General features: G+C 64.6%; 16 protein-coding genes and 1 tRNA gene. 6 read left to right on the plus strand and 11 right to left on the minus strand.

Annotation, left to right across the window (positions count from 1 at the left end; genetic code table 11):
- Window positions 1–30: 30 nt before the first annotated feature.
- Together CEY08_RS09165 and CEY08_RS09170 are read right to left on the minus strand one after the other, a co-directional pair.
- Window positions 31–1,644: a diguanylate cyclase gene (locus tag CEY08_RS09165; protein WP_088607634.1), complete on the minus strand. Its 1,614-nt coding sequence runs from the start codon at window positions 1,642–1,644 to the stop codon at window positions 31–33.
- A 109-nt stretch (window positions 1,645–1,753) separates the two neighbouring features.
- Window positions 1,754–2,668, minus strand: a complete 915-nt coding sequence (locus CEY08_RS09170) for a LysR family transcriptional regulator (RefSeq protein ID WP_076817438.1) — start codon at window positions 2,666–2,668, stop codon at window positions 1,754–1,756.
- 142 nt (window positions 2,669–2,810) lie between these two features.
- Between CEY08_RS09170 and CEY08_RS09175 the strand changes: the two genes are divergently transcribed.
- Together CEY08_RS09175 and CEY08_RS09180 are read left to right on the plus strand one after the other, a co-directional pair.
- Window positions 2,811–3,830, plus strand: a complete 1,020-nt coding sequence (locus CEY08_RS09175; protein ID WP_084738658.1) for a Bug family tripartite tricarboxylate transporter substrate binding protein — start codon at window positions 2,811–2,813, stop codon at window positions 3,828–3,830.
- A 7-nt stretch (window positions 3,831–3,837) separates the two neighbouring features.
- Window positions 3,838–5,442, plus strand: coding sequence for a gamma-glutamyltransferase family protein (locus tag CEY08_RS09180; protein ID WP_042795300.1), 1,605 nt, complete (start codon window positions 3,838–3,840; stop codon window positions 5,440–5,442).
- A gap of 155 nt (window positions 5,443–5,597) precedes the next feature.
- Here the strand turns inward: CEY08_RS09180 and CEY08_RS09185 are convergent, their stop codons facing one another.
- Complete coding sequence (locus tag CEY08_RS09185) at window positions 5,598–6,284, minus strand: LytR/AlgR family response regulator transcription factor (RefSeq protein ID WP_076817440.1); 687 nt, start codon at window positions 6,282–6,284, stop codon at window positions 5,598–5,600.
- Between the two features lie 113 nt (window positions 6,285–6,397).
- Here CEY08_RS09185 and CEY08_RS09190 point away from each other — a divergent pair, with 113 nt between their 5' ends.
- The gene (locus CEY08_RS09190) at window positions 6,398–7,477 is read left to right on the plus strand and encodes a sensor histidine kinase (protein WP_063639495.1); all 1,080 of its coding nucleotides are present in this window, start codon (window positions 6,398–6,400) and stop codon (window positions 7,475–7,477) included.
- A gap of 19 nt (window positions 7,478–7,496) precedes the next feature.
- Here CEY08_RS09190 and CEY08_RS09195 read toward each other — a convergent pair whose 3' ends face one another.
- Genes CEY08_RS09195 through CEY08_RS09220 form a run of 6 tightly spaced genes read right to left on the minus strand, consistent with a single transcriptional unit; the run spans window position 7,497 to window position 12,448 of the window.
- Entirely contained in the window at window positions 7,497–7,916 is a 420-nt protein-coding gene (locus tag CEY08_RS09195; RefSeq protein WP_076817442.1) for an Lrp/AsnC family transcriptional regulator, read from the minus strand.
- 13 nt (window positions 7,917–7,929) lie between these two features.
- The gene (locus CEY08_RS09200; RefSeq protein WP_076817444.1) at window positions 7,930–8,670 is read right to left on the minus strand and encodes a maleate cis-trans isomerase family protein; all 741 of its coding nucleotides are present in this window, start codon (window positions 8,668–8,670) and stop codon (window positions 7,930–7,932) included.
- Window positions 8,667–9,470 carry an ABC transporter ATP-binding protein gene (locus tag CEY08_RS09205; RefSeq protein ID WP_076817447.1) on the minus strand — a complete coding sequence of 268 codons (804 nt, stop codon included), beginning with the start codon at window positions 9,468–9,470 and terminating at the stop codon, window positions 8,667–8,669. Before CEY08_RS09205 ends, CEY08_RS09200 begins: the two co-directional genes overlap by 4 nt.
- A 2-nt stretch (window positions 9,471–9,472) precedes the next feature.
- Window positions 9,473–10,450, minus strand: coding sequence for an ABC transporter substrate-binding protein (locus CEY08_RS09210; RefSeq protein WP_076817449.1), 978 nt, complete (start codon window positions 10,448–10,450; stop codon window positions 9,473–9,475).
- Between the two features lie 24 nt (window positions 10,451–10,474).
- Window positions 10,475–11,230: an ABC transporter permease gene (locus tag CEY08_RS09215; RefSeq protein ID WP_042795296.1), complete on the minus strand. Its 756-nt coding sequence runs from the start codon at window positions 11,228–11,230 to the stop codon at window positions 10,475–10,477.
- Window positions 11,231–11,287: 57 nt separating this feature from the next.
- Window positions 11,288–12,448 carry a M24 family metallopeptidase gene (locus CEY08_RS09220; RefSeq protein WP_126389531.1) on the minus strand — a complete coding sequence of 387 codons (1,161 nt, stop codon included), beginning with the start codon at window positions 12,446–12,448 and terminating at the stop codon, window positions 11,288–11,290.
- A 104-nt stretch (window positions 12,449–12,552) separates the two neighbouring features.
- Here CEY08_RS09220 and CEY08_RS09225 point away from each other — a divergent pair, with 104 nt between their 5' ends.
- On the plus strand, window positions 12,553–13,443 hold the full coding sequence (locus tag CEY08_RS09225) for a LysR family transcriptional regulator (RefSeq protein WP_042795295.1): 891 nt from the start codon (window positions 12,553–12,555) through the stop codon (window positions 13,441–13,443).
- Window positions 13,444–13,471: 28 nt separating this feature from the next.
- On the opposite strand, the gene CEY08_RS09230 is transcribed toward CEY08_RS09225, so the two are convergent.
- Window positions 13,472–13,545: transfer RNA gene (locus CEY08_RS09230), tRNA-Cys, on the minus strand.
- Window positions 13,546–13,706: 161 nt separating this feature from the next.
- Between CEY08_RS09230 and CEY08_RS09235 the strand changes: the two genes are divergently transcribed.
- Window positions 13,707–15,971: an arginine/lysine/ornithine decarboxylase gene (locus CEY08_RS09235; RefSeq protein ID WP_076817453.1), complete on the plus strand. Its 2,265-nt coding sequence runs from the start codon at window positions 13,707–13,709 to the stop codon at window positions 15,969–15,971.
- A 115-nt stretch (window positions 15,972–16,086) separates the two neighbouring features.
- Entirely contained in the window at window positions 16,087–17,382 is a 1,296-nt protein-coding gene (ptsJ, locus tag CEY08_RS09240; protein WP_063961911.1) for a MocR-like B6 salvage transcription factor PtsJ, read from the plus strand.
- Window positions 17,383–17,388: 6 nt separating this feature from the next.
- Here ptsJ and CEY08_RS09245 read toward each other — a convergent pair whose 3' ends face one another.
- On the minus strand, window positions 17,389–17,934 hold the full coding sequence (locus CEY08_RS09245; protein WP_042795292.1) for a carboxymuconolactone decarboxylase family protein: 546 nt from the start codon (window positions 17,932–17,934) through the stop codon (window positions 17,389–17,391).
- Between the last annotated feature and the right edge of the window lie 78 nt (window positions 17,935–18,012).

Raw genomic sequence — 18,012 nt, forward strand, 5'->3', positions numbered from 1 at the left:
CCGGCGGCGGCGCGGGGAGGCGGTCGTGACCTATCCTTCCCGGATACCAACGCCGTCCGAACTCATGGCGGTGGCTGTCGACCAGGCCTCCACCCGGTTGCGCCCCGAATGCTTTGCCCTGTACAAGGCCTGGTCGGCCTTGACCAGGACTTGCTCGATGGCGGGATCGTCCGCTGGCCAGAGTGCGACTCCGATGGAAACCGTGATGTGGCCGACTGCCTGCGGCATCGTGTGGCCTGCGGTTGCCGTCCTGATGCGTTCCGCGACCTTCCCGGCGATTGCGGGCGAGGCGTCCGGCATCAGTACCAGGAATTCTTCGCCGCCGACGCGGCAAGGCATGTCTTCTCCGCGGATGCTGGTCCGCAGTATGCCTGCCAGGGCGATCAGCACCTGATCGCCGGCCGCATGCCCAAAGGTGTCGTTCACGCGCTTGAAGTGGTCGAGGTCCAGCGCGAGCACTGCGAATGCCTGTCGCGCTTGTTGTTGCTTGGCGACCTGCAGGGCCAGTCCCCTGCGGTTGATGAGGCCGGTCATCGGGTCGGTGATGGTGTCGGAGTTCAGCTTGTCGATGCGCTGGTTCTGCGAATGCTGGCTCATCGTCACGGCATTCCTCAGCCGGGCGGCTTCGTAGTACCAGCCTTTTATCCTGCCGAGGTCGTCGGCCGTCGCGCCGGGCTGGTCCCGTTCGATGACCTGCGCCAGTTCTTCCAGGGGTCTGGAGATCCAGCGGCCCAGCAGGTAGATCGCCAGAAACATGATCAGCCCCACGGGCAGGGCGTACAGCACGATCCTGTAGGTCAGGCTTTGGAGGGGGCGGAGCGTTTCGTCCAAGGGGCGTTGCGCGACCACGCCCCAGCCCGCATGCTTGAGGGCAGCGTACCCGGCCAGCAGGCGCGTGCCCCGGGTATTGACGACGGGCATCGCGCCGGTCTCGCCTCGCAGCACGGCCTCGACCACGGCGTTGTCCCTCTCGCTGGTGCCGATGCGCTCCTTGTCCTTGTGATAGATGATGTTGCCCTCGCCATCGACCACGTACAGATAGGAACCGTCGCAGTAGAAGTGGTCTCCGACCAGTTTGTCCAGCTCGTTGCCCTGCCTCAGGGGTATGGCGGTGAAGATCGTGCCGGCATAGGCTCCTCCGGTGTCCAGGAAGGGCTCGGAGAAAGCCAGGATCAGATGCCCCGCCATGCCGATATAAGGGGCGGATATCCGCCCCTCCAGCCGTTGAGGGCCGGACGCCAGCTGCTGGGGCACCAGCGTCTTGCCTTCCATGCCGAGATGGGCCGGCGCGGTGGCCAGGATGGTGCCGTTCTTGTCGGTGATGGCCGCGGTCATGACGCCGTCGGTTTGATGGACGAGGCGCGCCAGTTCATCTTCCATGGCGGGCCTGGAGCCCAGCAGGGCTGGGGCGCGGTTGGCGGCGAGAGTCAACTGGCGCTGGATGGATTCGATGTACAGGTCGGTGACTTCCGCCTGCTTGATCGCATAGGCGCGGTTGGCCTCCAGGGTGTTGGCGATCAGTTGTTCGCGCTGGACCAGATAGGCCGCGTACAGCGTATTGACGAAGGCAATGATTCCGCTTGCCAGCGCCAGCATGGTGACCAACCGGCGCAACTTCAGTCTGGGCATACCTGCAGTGGTCAATGCGGCGCTCCTTCAATCATTCTCTATGACCATTGAATCGGGGCATTCCGCGCCCGGCAGTGCCCTTGCGCGCGTAGGAGGTTCAGTTTTGCGGCAAGCCTGTGCGAAGTCAAGAATTGCGTTGATGCGCGCCTGGGGATAGGGCTTCGATCAAGTGCAGCACAAATGCGTCTGTCGTTTCGGGCAACTGGGCATGGCTCGCGGTCTGGACCTGCAGCGTGCGCTCGGCGAACATCGGCTGCTGCAATGCCACGGCGACCAGCGCGCCGCTGCGCAACGGTTCGGCGAGGGTGATCTCGCCGGCCAGCGTGACGGCGTGGCCGGCCTCGACGACGGCGCGGATGACCGAGGAGGAATTGCTCGAGTAGGCGACATCGAAGGGCGGGCCATCGCTGCCGGCGGCCGAGCTGTCGAACAGCAGGCGCACGGTGGTGCCAGAATCCGTCAACGCTATCGGATACTGCCGCAGGTCTTCCAGCGACACGCTGCCGCGCCCGGCAAGCGGATGACCAGGCACCATGATGGCGCGCACGGGCGAGACGATCTCGTAGCGCACATCGATGCCGCTGCCTGCGTTCAGGCTGAAGGCCAGGCCCACGTCGATGCTGCCGTCGCGCAGGCGCTGCGTCACGACACCCGGCGACGCGACGTGAACCTGGAACGCGACGCCGGGGTTGCGGGAACGATAGGCGCCCAGGATCGGCGGCAACACGTTGCGCGCCACGGCCTCGTTCGAGCCGATACGGATGGTGGTCAGTTCCGCGTGGCGCAAGCTGCGGATGTCGCGCAGCACGTGTTCCGCGTCCATGGCGACGCGACGCGCGTAGTCGGCCAGCATTTCCCCTGCCCGCGTCAATTCCATGCCATGCGGTCGGCGTTCGAACAAGGCTGCGCCACAGCCTTCCTCCAATTTGGCGATTTGCCGGCTGATTGCCGAGGGCGCCACATGCAGGGCGGCCGCGGCGTCCTTGATGCTGCCAGCGCGGACAACTTCGAGGAAATAGCGGTGCGCGGTGCTGAGCATGATTCGATTCACAAAAACGCAATCAAGGTGCTAATTATTGATATTGATTGCCTGAAAGGCAATTCATAGAATGGGCTGATCAGGGCCGCCACGACACACGGGCAACAGACCCGCGGGCAGCTCTTCATTCAAGGGGAATCGCATGGCTACTGTTGTTTGCAAATCGGGCCGCGTCGTCACGCGGCCGCAAGGAATCCGTTTTCTGAGGCGCGCCTTTGCCGTGCTGGCGTTGTCGGCGGCGGCAGGCGCGGGGGCGGCGGACTTTCCGCAGCGTTCGATCCAGTTGATCCTGTCGTTCCCGCCTGGCGGCGCAACCGACGTGCTGGCGCGCGAGCTGAGCCAGAAGCTGGGCGATACGCTGGGCCAGTCCGTGGTGGTATTGAATCGGCCCGGCGCGGGCGGCTTGATTGGCATGCAGGCGGCTGCGCGCTCCGAGGCGGACGGCTATACGCTGTATATCTCGTCGGTGATGTCCAACTCGATCTACGAAGCGCTCAACGGCAAACAGCAGGTGTCGCTGGATGGAGATTTCGATGCGGTGGGCGCGATAGCCAGCGCCCCGCACATCCTGGTGACGCCTTCAACGCTGGGCATCAAGGACTATGCCAGCCTGGTGGCCTACCTGAAGGCAGCGCCGGGCAAGTACAACTACGCGTCGATGGGCGCGGGCACGCTGTCCAACCTGGAAGGTGAAATCTTCAAGGAGCAGGCAGGCGTGGACGCGCTGCAGATCCCCTACAAGGGCAGCAGCCAAGCCTTGCCCGAGGTGATCTCGGGTGCATCGGTATTCATGTTCGACAGCGTGACAAGCTCCTTGCCGCACAAGCAGGGCGGCCGCATCGACGTGCTGGGCGTGGCCTCCGCCAAACGCCTGCCCGTCATGCCTGACGTGCCTACGCTCAAGGAATTGGGCGTACAGGGCCTCGAAGCCGAGAACCTGTTTGCGCTGATGGCTCCCAAGGGCACGCCGAAGGACCGGCTGGATATCGTGGCCGGCGCGCTTGCCAAGGCGCAGGGCGATGCAGGATTCCGCAAGGCCATCGAAGCCCAGGGCTTCCAGATCAGCGAGATTCCGGCGAAGACACTGCCGCAGTTCATCCTGGACCAGCAGGCATTCTGGCGCGACAAGGTCAAGGCCTTGAACATCACCGCAAGCAAGTAGCCATCCCATGCCCATACCCAACGATCCCTTCTGGCAGCTTCCCTATGCATCGCAGCGCATGCCCGTGCTGGCGGACAACGTGGTCAGCACGTCGCAGCCCTTGGCCAGCGCCGCCGGCCTGCAGATGTACGCCCGTGGCGGCAACGCGGTCGATGCGGCGCTGGCCACCGCCATAGCGTTGACAGTGGTCGAGCCGTGCATGAACGGCATCGGCGGCGACATGTTCGCTATCGTCTGGCATGGCGGACGCCTGCATGGACTGAACGCGTCCGGACGCGCGCCGGCGGCCTGGGAGACCGGCAGATTCGCCCACCTGGACGGCATGGACCCGATCGGCTGGGGCAGCGTGACCGTGCCCGGCGTTGTATCCGGCTGGCGCGCCATCTGGGAGAAGTTCGGCTCGCTGCCGTTCGAAGACCTGTTCGAACCTGCCATACGCTATGCGCGGGACGGCTACCTGGTGTCGCCCACGGTCCATCGCCAATGGCAGAAGCAGGTGCCGCGCCTGAGCGGCCAGCCGGGGTTTTCCGAATCCTTTGCGCCGGGCGGCCGGGCGCCGCTGCCCGGAGAACGGTTCCGCAGCCCGGGTCAGGCCAGCACGCTGGAGAGCATCGCCCGCAGCAAGGGCGAAAGCTTCTACCGCGGTGAACTGGCTGCGGCGATCGCAGCCCACGCGCGCAATACAGGCGGCTACATCACCGAGGCCGACATGGCGAACCATGCCGCCGACTGGGTGGAGCCGATAGGCATGCGGTACCGGGACCTGGAACTGTTCGAGATCGGTCCGAACGGACAGGGCATCGGCGCATTGATGGCGTTGGGCATGCTGGAAAATTTCGACCTGGCCAGTTGCGGTCGCGATAGCGGCCGCGCGCTGCACCTGCAAATAGAAGCCATGCGCCTGGCTTTCGCCGATCTATACGAACACGTAGGCGATCCGGCTCACATGAAAGTGTCCAGCGCGCAGTTGCTGGATCCGGCCTACCTGGCCGAACGCGCGAAGCTGATCGATCCGGATCGCGCGGGCGCGCCTCGGCCGGGCGATCCGCATAGCGGCGGCACGGTGTATCTGACTGCCGCCGACCGGCACGGCACCATGGTGTCGTTCATCCAGTCCAACTTCAAGGGCTTCGGGTCTGGCGTGGTGGTGCCGGGAACGGGCATCGCGATGCAGAACCGTGGTTGGGGCTTTTCCACGAAGCCCGGGCATCCCAATGTGGTGGCGCCGGGTAAGCGGCCGTTCCACACCATCATTCCTGGCTTCCTGATGAAGCGTGGGCGGCCGTTGATGAGCTTCGGCGTCATGGGCGGATCCATGCAGGCGCAAGGCCACTTGCAGGTCACCAGCCGCCTGGCGGACTTCGGCCAGAACCCGCAGGCCGCCAGCGACGCGCCGCGCTGGCGCATCAAGGACGACAACGTCGGCGTGGCGGTGGAATGGAACTGCCCGCCGGAAGCCGTCGAGCATCTGCGCGCCTGCGGCCACAAGGTAGACGTGGCGCCACGCTTCGATCTGGAGTTCGGCAGCGCGCAGATGGCCATGCGGCTTGAGCAGGGCGGCTACCTGGCCGCATCGGATCATCGCAAGGATGGCTACCCGATAGGCTATTGACGCCGCCTGCCAGACCGACGTTTGGTCGAGGCAAACCCCTGTTTCGTCGAAAATAGGGTGAAATCCCGCCGCCTCTCGATGACAATCGGCACCATTCCGGTGCGGTAGCGGCGTGGCGGTCCATTCCCGGCGCGGGCCATGCCGCGCCGAACGGCTCAGCGCTGCGCCACCGCGCGCCGCAGGCGCTGCGACGCGACCCGGCCCAGCACGACGGCAGCGACGCCATTGTTGAACGTCACCTCCGTCTGCGCGCCGGGCAGCGCCGAGAGATGAGAGATATGTTCCAGATTCATGATGACGGACCGGGACAAGGCGCAAAAAGGCGGGCAGGGCAGCTGGGCCGCCAGGCGCTTGAAGGTGATGTGCATCAGTTCATTCGCGTGCAGGGCGCTGCAAAGCAGCACGTAGTCTCCCTGCGCCTGCGCCATGGTCAGTTCATGGACTTTGATGAGCTTGGTGCCGTTGCGGGTCCGCAGCGTCAGATGATCGCTGGCGCGCGGGCGCAGCCGCGCCAGCGTCTGTTCGAGCCGGTCCGGACGGACGGGCTTGAGCAGGTAGTCGACGGCCTGGACGTCGAACGCACGGGCTGCGTAGTCGCTGTGCGCGGTGACGAAGACCACGGCGGGCGGAGCCTCCAGCTCGTCCAGCAGATCGAAGCCGGTTCCGGAAGTCAGTTCGATATCCAGGAACAGGACGTCGGGACGATGCTCGCGGATCAAGGTACGCGCCTGTTCGAGCGTTCCGGCTTCGCCCGCGACGTGGATGGCGGCCGAGGCTTCGAGCAGCCGGCGCAGGTAGCGCCGCGCCGGGGCTTCATCGTCAATGACAAGCGCGCGCAGCATTCTCCTCCCTGGCGCCGTGATGTGGCGGGTATAGTCGTGCGGTCTGGCACGCGGGTAAATATAAGGCCAATGCAGTTTCCAGAGAACCCTTTGCCGGCCCGGAGGGCGTGTTCATGAAGTTCACATCCATCAACCAGGGCCTCAGCCCCGGGGAGTCGTCGCTTGGCTTTTGGCGGGCGCAGACGCTGGGTTGGGTCTTTCTTGCGATCGTGGGTTTCTTTATCCGGCTGGCGATATTCGGCAACGCCACGGCGGCCTTCTGGCTTACCGCGGCCCTGGAGCCGCTGGCATTCGTCCTGACGAGCGGGGCGGCTGTGCTGCATGGCCGCCGCTCCGGCAAGGGCGATCCACCCCTTCTGGTGCTGGTTTGCGCGGTACTGTTCTGCCTGACCGCATCGGCGCTGCTGGCCTCGATCGCCTATGGCATCCACAGTCTGTTCCTGCCCGGCGCGATACGGGTCCTGCCGGGCAATCAGTATCGGCTGGGCTTTCTCTATTACATGGGCATGCTCTCGATCTGGACGTTGATCTATTTCGGCGTGTCCGCGGAACTGAGCGCGCGCACAGAACGGCTGTCCAAGATGAAGGCGGAGACGCGCTCGCTGAAGCTGGAACTGGAACACCTGCAGCTGCAGATCGAACCGCATTTCCTGTTCAATTCGCTCAACACCATCGTGGCGGAGATCGCCGATCGGCCCGCCATCGCCGAGGAAATGACCCGCAGCCTGGCAGAGTACCTGCGCTATTCGCTGGATCGGCGCGGGCGGGGGCTGTCCAGGCTGGAAGAGGAGATCGAGGCTGCCGAGGCCTATGTGCGCATACAGGCGCTGCGCTTTGACAAGAAACTCGAATGCCGATGCCAGATCGATCCGGCCACGCTTGAAATCAACATCCCGCGCATGACATTGCAGGGCTTGGTGGAAAATGCGATCAAGCACGGCATGCGTTCGGAACATGCGCATTTCCCCATCTGCATACGCACGCGGTTGCAGGGAGATGAACTGCTCATCGAGGTGGACAACCCTGGCCGCCTGCACGCGCCCTTCGATCTGGCCAACGGGGGGGGAGGTTTGGGGAATCTGTGCCGCCGCCTGGTGCTGAGGTACCCCGACAGGCATGCGTTCCTGCTGGAGCAGCGCGGGGAAAGAACCGTGGCGCAGATACGGTTGCGAGGCGAGCCCGAGCCCGCGTGATGCACGGACGGGGGCGCCTCTAGCGATACGTTGCCAGCAGGATGCTGGTTTCGGTGGTGGCTATGCCCTTGATCAGGCGCACGCGTTCCAGCACCTTGGACAGGTCGGCCGTAGAGTCGGCGCGGATTTCGGCCAACAGGTCCCAACGGCCATTGGTGTCGTGCAGCTGTTCGACGCTGGGTTCGCCCAGCAGGCTGGCCAGTACCGCGCGAGTCTGGTTGCCGTCCACGGTAATGCCCATCCAGGCCCGCAGGCCGCCCTGGTCTGCGTCGGGACGCAGCTTCAGCGTATAGCCGGCAATGACGCCGTCATCCTCCAGCTTGCGCAGTCGGTTGGAGACGGTGCCGCGCGACACGCCGGCCTTGCTGGCCAAGACGGAAAGCGGGGTGCGCGCGTCCCGCCTCAGGATGCCGATCAGCCGGGTATCGATTTCGTCCATGGCTCGGGCGGATTCAATGTTCTTTGAACAAGCTGCCGTATCCGCGCATCCGGTCGCGAACCCCAGCCAGGCGCAGGCAATGCCACATGCTGGCCTGGTTGCTGCCGATCACGGGCTTGCCCAGCGTGTCCTCCAGGCGTTCGATTACGGCCGTGGAGCGCAGCGCGCCGCAGCTGATGAAGACGGCGTCCGCGTCGGGCCGGTCCACCGAGAGGGCGAATTCGTACAGAAACTCGGGCGAGACCCGGTTCATGGTTTCATCATCAGGCAGGTCCAGGCCCTGCAACGAGATGACGTCGTAGCCCATGCCCTCGAAGCAGCGTCGTTCCAGCTCGTTGACCGCATCGTCGTAGGCGGTGGCGATGGCCAGGCGGCGGGCGCCTACCGCGGCCAGCGCCGCCGTGACGCCGTCCAGCAGCGTCGCCGCGATCGCACCGGGCCGCGCCTGCGCGAGCAGGGAGCGTACCTTGTCGTTGCCGATCACGACGCTGCCGGCGGTGCAGTTGTAGCAGACCACGTCGATGTCGCGGCGCCCCGGCGCCAGGCTGCCCAGGGCCTGGAGCAGCTCGCTCTCCATCGCGGCCAGACTTTCCACTGAGCACGCGGCCGCCATGGGCACGCGGCCGAAGCTCAGTCCCACGCCATCGGGAGCCATGGCGTGCATCTCCCCTTCGGTCAGGCCCGCATTGGCCACGCACAGGAAGGCGAGGCGCGCCCGCGGATACGGGCCGGCGTCGTAGCGGATGGGCTTCATTCCGTCATCCCTGCGGCGTCGAAACACTCGCGGATGACCGTGGCCGCCTTGACGAAGTTTGGATGGCCGACCATGGTGTAGTCGCGCGGCCGCGGCAGGTCGATGTCCACCGTCAGCGCCACCCGCCCAGGGCGCTTGCTCATCACCATCACGCGATCCGACAGGAACACGGCTTCCGAGATGCTGTGGGTGATGAACATGACGGTCTTCTTGCTTTCCAGCCATACCCGCTGCAGCTCAAGGTTCATGGCTTCACGCGTCATCGCGTCCAAGGCGCCGAAGGGTTCGTCCATCAGCAGGATGTCGGGATTGTGGATAAGCGCGCGGCACAGGGCGACGCGCTGCTGCATGCCGCCGGAAAGCTGGTGCGGCAGGCATTGTTCAAAGCCTTCCAGACCGCTGAGCTTGATCAGTTCACGCAACCGGCTCTCGTAACGTGCCGCGGGCAGATTGCGCATCTCCAGTTGCAGAGAAATATTCCCGGCTACATCGCGCCAGGGCAAGAGCGCCGCCCGCTGGAACACGATGCCCACGTTGGCACCCGGTTCGGTCACGCGTTCCCCCAGTACTTGGATTTCACCGGCGGTGGGTGGCGTCAGGCCTGCCACCGCGCGCATCAGCGTGCTCTTGCCGCAGCCTGACGGGCCGAGCACGGACAGGAACTGCCCTTCGGGTATGGAAAGGTCGATGCCGTCGACTGCGACGTAGGAACCGAACCGCTGGACCATGCCGCGGATGTCGATGGCGGTATCGGGCGCGTCCGCGTCGGGGGCGAGCGCCAGGGCTGCGTGGTGCGCCATGTCTAGTCCTTGTTGTAGTCGTTGGTGTAGAGCGTGCCGGTCGGGACCGGGCTTGCGATCTGACCCGACTGAACGAACTGATCGACCATGGCTTGCCAGTCCTTTTCCGAAGACACGCCGAACGGCAGCCCCTTCGTATTGGGCGTGCTGGCCGCCTGCAACGAGAGTTGCAGCTGCCGCACCAGCTGTTCGCGGTTGCGCGCCTGTTCGGGCCGCTGGCGCACCAGGGCGTCGACCGTAGCGGCGGGGTCGGCTTGCGCCGCCTCATAGGCCTTGCGAGTGGCGCGCAGGAAGCGGCGCGCAATCTCGGGATTGGCCTCCAGCCATTTGGTGTTGGCTGCAAGTCCGCCTTCCAGCGCGTTGACGCCGAAGTCGGCATAGGAGAAGTAATGCACCTTGGCGCCCTGGGTTTCCAGCGGAGGGATGTGGAAGTAGGTCACGCCGGTGATGGCGTCGGCGCGCCGTTGGAGGAACAAGGCCGTCTTGGTGCCTACGGCGGGGGCAATGACGTTGATTTTCTTCTGGTCCACGCCGTTCAGGGCGGCCAGCACGGGGAACATCTGGGCCGTCGATTCGGACGCGCTCATTCCCAGGACTTTTCCTTCCAGGTCCTTGGGCGCGCGCACGGGTGCGTCGGCATGGCTGATGATGACCATGGGCGAACGTTGGTGCACGGCGAAAATGCCCTTCAGCGGCATGCCTGCGGCCACGCCCTTGAGCATGGTGCCGTAGTCCATGAAGCCGACGGGATCGATGCCCTGCGCCACCAGCTTCGCGGTGTTGCTCGAGCCGCTGCCTTCGCCGATGCTCAGGTCTATGCCTTCGGCCTTGTAGAGGCCCTTGTCGATGCCGTAGTACAGCGGTGCATGCGTGCCATAGATGCTGTAGTCCAGGCGCAGGCTCAATTTGTCCTGTGCGCTGGCGGCGCCGGCAGCCAGCAGCAAAGTCAGGGCCCAGCCAAGTCGGGTTTGGAATTTCATGATGGAGTCTCCGTTAGGACAGGATCAAACCGACGGCAGGGCGTCGCTGCGCACGCTGATGTGCCAGGGAATCAGGAACCGTTCGGAAAATTCGACCAGGTAATAGAAGACCAGGCCGATGAGCATGAGCGCGACCAGCACGGCGAAGAGCAGTGTGGTGTCCAGGTTGGCGTTGGCGGACAGCAGGACATAGCCCAGGCCGCTTTCCGCGCCCACCCATTCACCCACGACCGCGCCCACGGTGGCGAAAGCGATGGCGACCTTCAGGCCGGAAAATATCTGCGGCAGGGCATAGGGCAGGCGGATGCGCAGAAAGGTCCGCAGGGCGCCCGCCCGCATCGAACGGGCCAGGTCGTTGAGGTCCGCGTCCACCGAACGCATGCCGGCCACCGTGCTGACTACGATGGGGAAAAAGGCCACCGAGAAGGCGATCAGGATCTTGGGAAACAGGCCCAGGCCGAACCAGATGATGATGAGCGGGGCGACCGCCACCTTGGGAAACGCCTGCGACACGACCAGCAGCGGCATGATGGCGCGTTCCAGCGGACGCGACCAGACCAGCACGATGCCCAGCGGTATGCCGACGGCGATGCTGAGCAGAAAGCCGCCCAGCGTCTCGACGGAGGTGACCCAGGTGTGATGCCCCAGGAAGGCCGAGTCCGTCCACAGCCGTTCAAGCACGCTCAGCGGCGTGGGCAGCAGGTAGGCAGGCAGGCCGAAAAGCGGTATCGAGAAGTGCCACAGCAGCAGCACCCCGATGACCGCGATCGTTGGATACATCCAATTCTTCAACACGGCAATTCCCCTTGTATGTTGTTGGCGCGCCGGTCTTGGTTGTCAGGCGTCGATTTCGATCAGCTCACGTGGGTAGCGGGTGAGGACTTCGCAGCCGTCCTCGGCGACAGCCACGCTTTCGCTGGCCATGAAACCGCCCTCGGGCATGAACAGCGAAGGCACGAGATGGAAGGTCATTCCCGGTTCGAGCACCGTGGGATCGTCCGGGCGCAGCGCCAGGAACCGTCCTTCGGCCCAATTGGGCGGAAAACCGATGCCTATGCCGTAGGCGGTGCGGTGGTCGAAGTAGTGCGCAAGGCCGGCGCGTTCAAAAACCGCCCGGCAAGCCTGATCCACCTGCGCGGACGTGACGCCGGGCCGGATGGCGTCGATGGCGGCGTCCAGCGCGGCGATGACAGTGCCGGCCAGGAACCGCTGCCGCTCGGTCGCGCGCCCGACCACGCAGTTGCGCGAGATCATGGCGTGATAGCGGTTGATATTGGCCGCGGCCTCCAGGAACACCAGATCGCCTCGCTTGAGCTCGCGGCGCTGCCAGGTCGTGAAGCACACGCCGCTGGCGTGCCCGACCGCCACCAGCGGTACGCGGGTGTATTCGCTTCCGGCCTTGGTGGCGCCGTGCAACATGGCAGCGGCCAGGTCGTTTTCGGTGGCGCCCACGGCGATGGACTGCACCGCCGCATCGATGCCGGCGACTGCCGCTTGCGCCGCCTGGCGCATGAAGCCCAGCTGCGCGGGGGTCTTGATCTTGCGCGCCTCTTCGATGGGACCTTGCCAGTCGGCCAGGCGCGCGTCCAGGCGAGCCAGCAGCTGCTTGTAGGCGGCCACGCTCAGATAGCCGGACGTCGTTTCCAGGCCGATGCGGCCGGACGGCAGGATGTCTTTCAGGTAGGCAGCCAGCACCTCGACCGGATCGCTGACGTCGTCGATGGCGATGAAGCGCGCGATGTTGCGGTTGCCGGTCGCCACGGCGTGGTTGACCTGGCGTGAAACCATGGAGATGCGGCTGTCGGCGGTGACCACCAGGCACTGGAAGGTGAAGTAGCCGATGGAGCGGTAGCCGGTAAGCCAGTAGATGTTCTCGGGGTCGAACAGAATGGCCGCCGAGAGGCCCTGGGCCCGGATGTCTCGCGCAAGCAGCGCAAGATTCTCGGCATAGACGTCCGGGCCGAACGGCAATTCCATGGAAGCGTAGTTTTCCGACACGATGGGTCCTGGATAGAAGTCGAGCGTTCATCCTAGGAACAAACTACATAACTGCCTAATACCAATAATTGCCATGTCTATAGCCAAATAGTTATAGTCACCGCATGAACGTGCGAGAGATAGAAATCTTCAGGGCGGTGATGCGCGAAGGCTCGGTTTCCCGGGCAGCCCAGGTGCTGCTGATTTCGCAGCCTGCCGCCAGCAAATACATCGCCCAGCTGGAACGGCGCGTGGGCGTGGCGCTGTTCGTGCGCAAGGGCGGGCGCCTCTTGCCCACGCCCGAAGGCAGGGCGCTCTACGGACAGGTCGACCGGCTTTTTTCGGGTATTTCGCAGCTGGAGAGCTTTATCAAGGACCTGGGCAGCGAAAAACAAGGGCACCTGACCGTTGCCTCCCTGCCACTGCTGTCCTTGACCGTCATGCCTGACGTGTTGGCCAGTTTCATGGCGGAACGTCCCAATATTTCCGTGGCGCTGCAGACACGCAGTTCGGCGCGCATCGTGGAGTGGGTGGCCGCGCGCCAAGTGGACATGGGCGTGTGCTTCTGCGCGGCGCAGCACCCGGGCATCGTGGCAGAGCCGCTGGTCAGCCTGCAGCTGTATTGCGCCATTCCTCCTGGCGACCCGCTGGAAAAGTTCGACACCATCCGTGTCGAACAGCTGGCCGGCCGGGATCTCATCATCTATGACAACCTGGATCACACGCGCTTCTGGCTGGAAGCGCTGCTGGAACAACAGAAGGTCTACGCGCGCCGGCGCGTGCAGGTGTTCTGGACATCGGTGGCGATGGAACTCGTGATGCGCGGCGTTGGCATCGCGCTGGTGGACCGCCTGACCGCCGCGCGCATCCCGGGCGGGCTGGATCAGTTGCGGCCGCTGGAGCCGGTGGCGTCCTTCGACCTGAGCCTGGTGTGGCCGGAGCACTGGCCGTCGTCGGTCATTGCCTTGTCCTTCGCGGACGCGTTGCGCGAACACCTGCGCGATCACGCAACCTAGAGCGCCGCATCCGTCCCGGCCAGGAAACTGGAGGCGCGGGCTGGAATCGAACCAACCTTCGCGGATTTGCAATCCGCTGCATAGCCACTCTGCCGCCGCGCCATTTGTTTTGTCCTAAGACATATATAATTCTGATCGAGGACAAAATAATTTGCAAGCGTCCAATGCGACACACTGCTGCCGCGCACCCCTATGCACAGGGGCGCGGCTGTCCTTGCCGCTGGGCCGCCATGGGGGCGGCCCGGATTCGTCAGAGGACAGCCATGCAGTTTCAGTTTCCCATCGTGATCATCGACGAGGACTTCCGCTCGGAGAACACGTCCGGCCTCAGCATCCGGGTCCTGGCCGAGGCCATCAAGGCCGAGGGCTTCGACGTGCTGGGGACCACCAGCTATGGCGATCTAAGCCTGTTCGCGCAGCAGCAAAGCCGTGCCAGCGCCTTCATACTCTCCATCGACGACGAGGAGCTTCTCCACGGGGAGGGCGTGGCGCCCGCGTTGCTGGCGTTGCGTGAATTCATCAACGAAGTCCGGCGCCGCAACGCGGACGTGCCGATCTACCTGTACGGCGAAACCAAGACCGCCAGGCATATTCCGAACGACATCCTTCGCGAGCTGCAGGGCGTGATCCATATGTATGAGGACACGCCGGAGTTCGTGGCGCGGCACCTTATCCGCGAGGCGCGTGCCTATCTGGAAGGCGTCAAGCCACCCTTTCTGAAGGCGCTTCTGGATTACGCGGAGGACGGCTCCTATTCCTGGCACTGTCCCGGGCATTCCGGCGGCGTCGCCTTCCTGAAAAGCCCGGTCGGCCAGATGTTCCATCAGTTCTTCGGTGAAAACATGCTGCGCGCGGACGTTTGCAACGCGGTGGAGGAACTGGGCCAGCTGCTGGACCACAACGGCGCCATCGGCGCCAGCGAACGCAACGCGGCGCGCATCTTCAATGCGGACCATTGCTACTTCGTGACCAATGGCACCAGCACCAGCAACAAGATCGTCTGGCACCACATGGTGGCGCCGGGCGACGTGGTGCTGGTGGACCGGAACTGCCACAAGTCGATCCTGCATAGCATCGTCATGACGGGAGCCATTCCCGTGTTCCTGCGGCCCACGCGTAACCACTTCGGCATCATCGGCCCGATTCCGCGTAGCGAGTTCGATGTCCAGACGATCCGGGAGAAGATTCGCGCCCACCCGCTGCTCAAGCATCTGGACGCCGACGAGGTCCGTCCGCGTGTGATGGCGCTGACGCAGTCCACCTACGACGGCATCATCTACGACACCGAGACGATCAAGGCGGCGTTGGACGGTTACGTGGACGCTTTGCATTTCGATGAGGCCTGGATGCCGCATGCGGTGTTCCACCCGTTCTATGGCGCGTACCACTGCATGGGCAAGCAACGCGCGCGGCCCAGGGAATCGCTGGTGTTCTCCACGCAGTCTACCCACAAGCTGCTGGCGGGCATCAGTCAGGCCAGCCATGTGTTGGCGCAGGACTCCATGACGCGGCGGCTGGACCGCCACCTGTTCAACGAGGCCTACCTGATGCACACCAGCACCAGCCCCCAGTACGCCATCATCGCCAGCTGCGACGTGGCCGCGGCCATGATGGAGCCGCCCGGCGGAACCGTGCTGGTGGAGGAGAGCATCGCGGAGGCGTTGGACTTCCGCCGGGCGATGAAGGAGGTCGGTTCGCATTTTGCGCAGGACGATTGGTGGTTCAAGGTGTGGGGGCCGGAATCGCTTGCGCCGGAAGGCATAGGCTCGCCTGACGACTGGATCATTCGGGCAGGCGACGCCGGGGCGACCTGGCACGGATTCGGCGCGCTGGCCGACGGCTTCAACATGCTGGATCCGATCAAGTCCACCATCGTCACGCCCGGGCTGGATCTGGACGGCAACTTCGCTGGCAGCGGCATTCCGGCTTCTATCGTCACCAAGTTCCTGGCCGAGCATGGCGTCATCGTCGAGAAGACGGGCCTGTACAGCTTCTTCATCATGTTCACGATAGGGATCACCAAAGGCCGCTGGAGCTCTCTCCTGACGGCTCTACAGCAGTTCAAGGAGGACCATGAGCGAAACCAGCCCATGTGGCGGATCCTGCCGGAGTTCTGCCGCAAGTTTCCGCGCTACGAGGGGATGGGCCTGCGCGACTTGTGCCAGCACGTGCATGCGACCTATGCCCGTCACGATATCGCCCGGCTGACGACGGACATGTACCTGACCGACGTGACTCCGGCGATGAAGCCCTGCGACGCCTATGCCTGCATTGCCCAGCGCCGGACAGAAAGGGTTGAGATCGACCATCTGGAGGGCCGCATCACCACCAGCCTCATTACGCCCTATCCGCCAGGGATTCCGCTGCTGGTGCCGGGCGAAGTATTCAATCGGACCATCGTCGATTACCTGAAGTTCTCTCGCGAACTGAACTGGGAATGTCCGGGATTCGGCACGGACATCCATGGCTTCGTCGAGCTGCCCGATGCGGACGGAAACCGCCGCTATTACGTGGATTGCGTGCGGTAAGCACGCTTTATCCGGACGTGCGATCCGTGTCAAACTTACGCCTGGAATTGACCAGCATTGACTTCACGCGGGCCGGCCGCTGTCAGTGCCAGGAACCGGATTGTCTTAGGACGCTATGAAAATACAAGGAAAGACCGCCGCAGAAATCTTCGATTGCGTGCGTGCGCTGGCACAGTCGGGACAGCTGCCGCCGGGCCAGGCGCTGCCCCCGGTGCGCGATCTGGCGGTCGAACTGGACATCAACCGCAATACCGTCGCGGCTGCCTACAAGCGGCTGGTGACGGCAGGCATAGCCCTGACGCAGGGCCGGCTGGGTACGATCATTCGCGACCAATCCGGCCCCGGTGAACAGGAAGGCGCGCTATCGGATTCCCCGCTGGCTGACCTGGCCAGCGGCAATCCGAACCCGGCGTGGTTGCCTGACCTGAGCGCGGCCCTGGCCATCCGGCCGTATAGGCCGCGGCTGTATGGCGAGCCCACCGTCAACGCCGGGCTGGAGAGTTTTGCGCAGGCCTGGTTCGCGCCTGACTGCCCGATGCCCTTCGAGGTCAATCTGACCCATGGCGCGGTGGACGCCATCGAGCGGCTGCTCAGCTCTCACCTGGTGGCTGGGGATAAGGTGGCTGTCGAGAATCCCTGCTTCCTGAGCAGCATCAATATGCTGCGCATCGCCGGCCTGCAAGCTTTGGGCGTGCCGGTGGATGCGGAGGGCATGCAGGCACAGGCCCTGGAAACGGCGCTCGCGAAGGGCGCGCAGGCCGTCATTCTGACCCCACGGGCCCACAACCCCACGGGGTGCAGCCTGACGGAAAAGCGGGCGCGCGCGCTGGCGCGGGTGCTGGCCAGGTATCCCCACGCCCTGGTCATTGTGGACGACCACTACGCCTTGCTATCGGACAAGGAATACCATTCAGTGCTGCCGGCGGGCGTGCAGCGGTGGGCGCTGGTTCGTTCGTTCTCCAAGACCCTGGGGCCCGACGTGCGCCTGGCGATGGTGGCCAGCGATCCCGCGACGTCGCGGCAGTTGCGTCTGCGGCTGGCCTCGGGAACCAGCTGGGTCAGCCATCTGCTCCAGGACGTGGTCGAAGTCACGCTGGGCCGCCCCGAGGTCGCCAAGCAGATGGCGCAGGCGCGCAAGGATTACGCCCAGCGCCGCAAAGGCCTGGAAAATGCCCTGCTTGAGCAGGGCGTGCCGTGTGCTACGGAAGGCGACGGGCTGAACCTCTGGGTGCCGCTGGACACCGACGACCAGGCCGTTGCGTTGGCCTTGGCCCATCGCGGCTGGCTGGTACGCCACGGCGACGCCTTCGGCGTGCAGGAGCCGGTCAGGGGCTTGCGCATCACCATATCTGCCATCGAGCCCGGCCAGTGCCGCAAGTTGGCGCGCGACATCCGGGAAAGCTTGGGCTGAAACGATTTACGCGGCTTGGCGCAGTTTTACCGCCGGGAAATCCACCGGTACGGCAAACGCCACGTTGACGTAGTTAGTGAACAGGTTGAGCGCAACGTGCGCCAGGATTTCGACGATCTCCTGGTCGCTGTAGCCGGCCGCACGCACCGCCTGCACGTCGGCTTCGCTCACCTGTCCGCGCGCGTCCACCAGCTTCAGCGCGAAGCGCAGCGCCGCGGCGGTCTTGGGATCGGCGGCGTTGCCGCCTTGGGCGGCGGACATTTCCTCGGCGCTGGCGCCAGCCTTGCGGCCGAGAGCCGTATGGGCGGCAAGGCAGTATTCGCACGCATTGCGGTCGGCCACGGCCACGGCGATCTGCTCACCCAGCTTGGCGGGAATGACGCCGCCGCCCAAGGCGCCGAATGCACCCCACATGCTTTGCAACGCCGCAGGCGAGTTGGCGACCGCCTTGAACATGTTCGGGGTTGCGCCAAATGCGCCATGGATCTGGGTAAGCAGCGCCTTGCGGTCCGCAGTGGTGGTGCTGGCATCGATAAGAGGGACTCGGGACATGTCGGTAACTCCTGGAAATGAAAAAAGGGCCGCCGGTATCGGACTGGCTGGAGCCATCGTACGTAGAATGTCTGGACG

The sequence above is a fragment of the Achromobacter insolitus genome (assembly GCF_002209555.1).
Lineage (GTDB): Bacteria > Pseudomonadota > Gammaproteobacteria > Burkholderiales > Burkholderiaceae_B > Achromobacter > Achromobacter insolitus.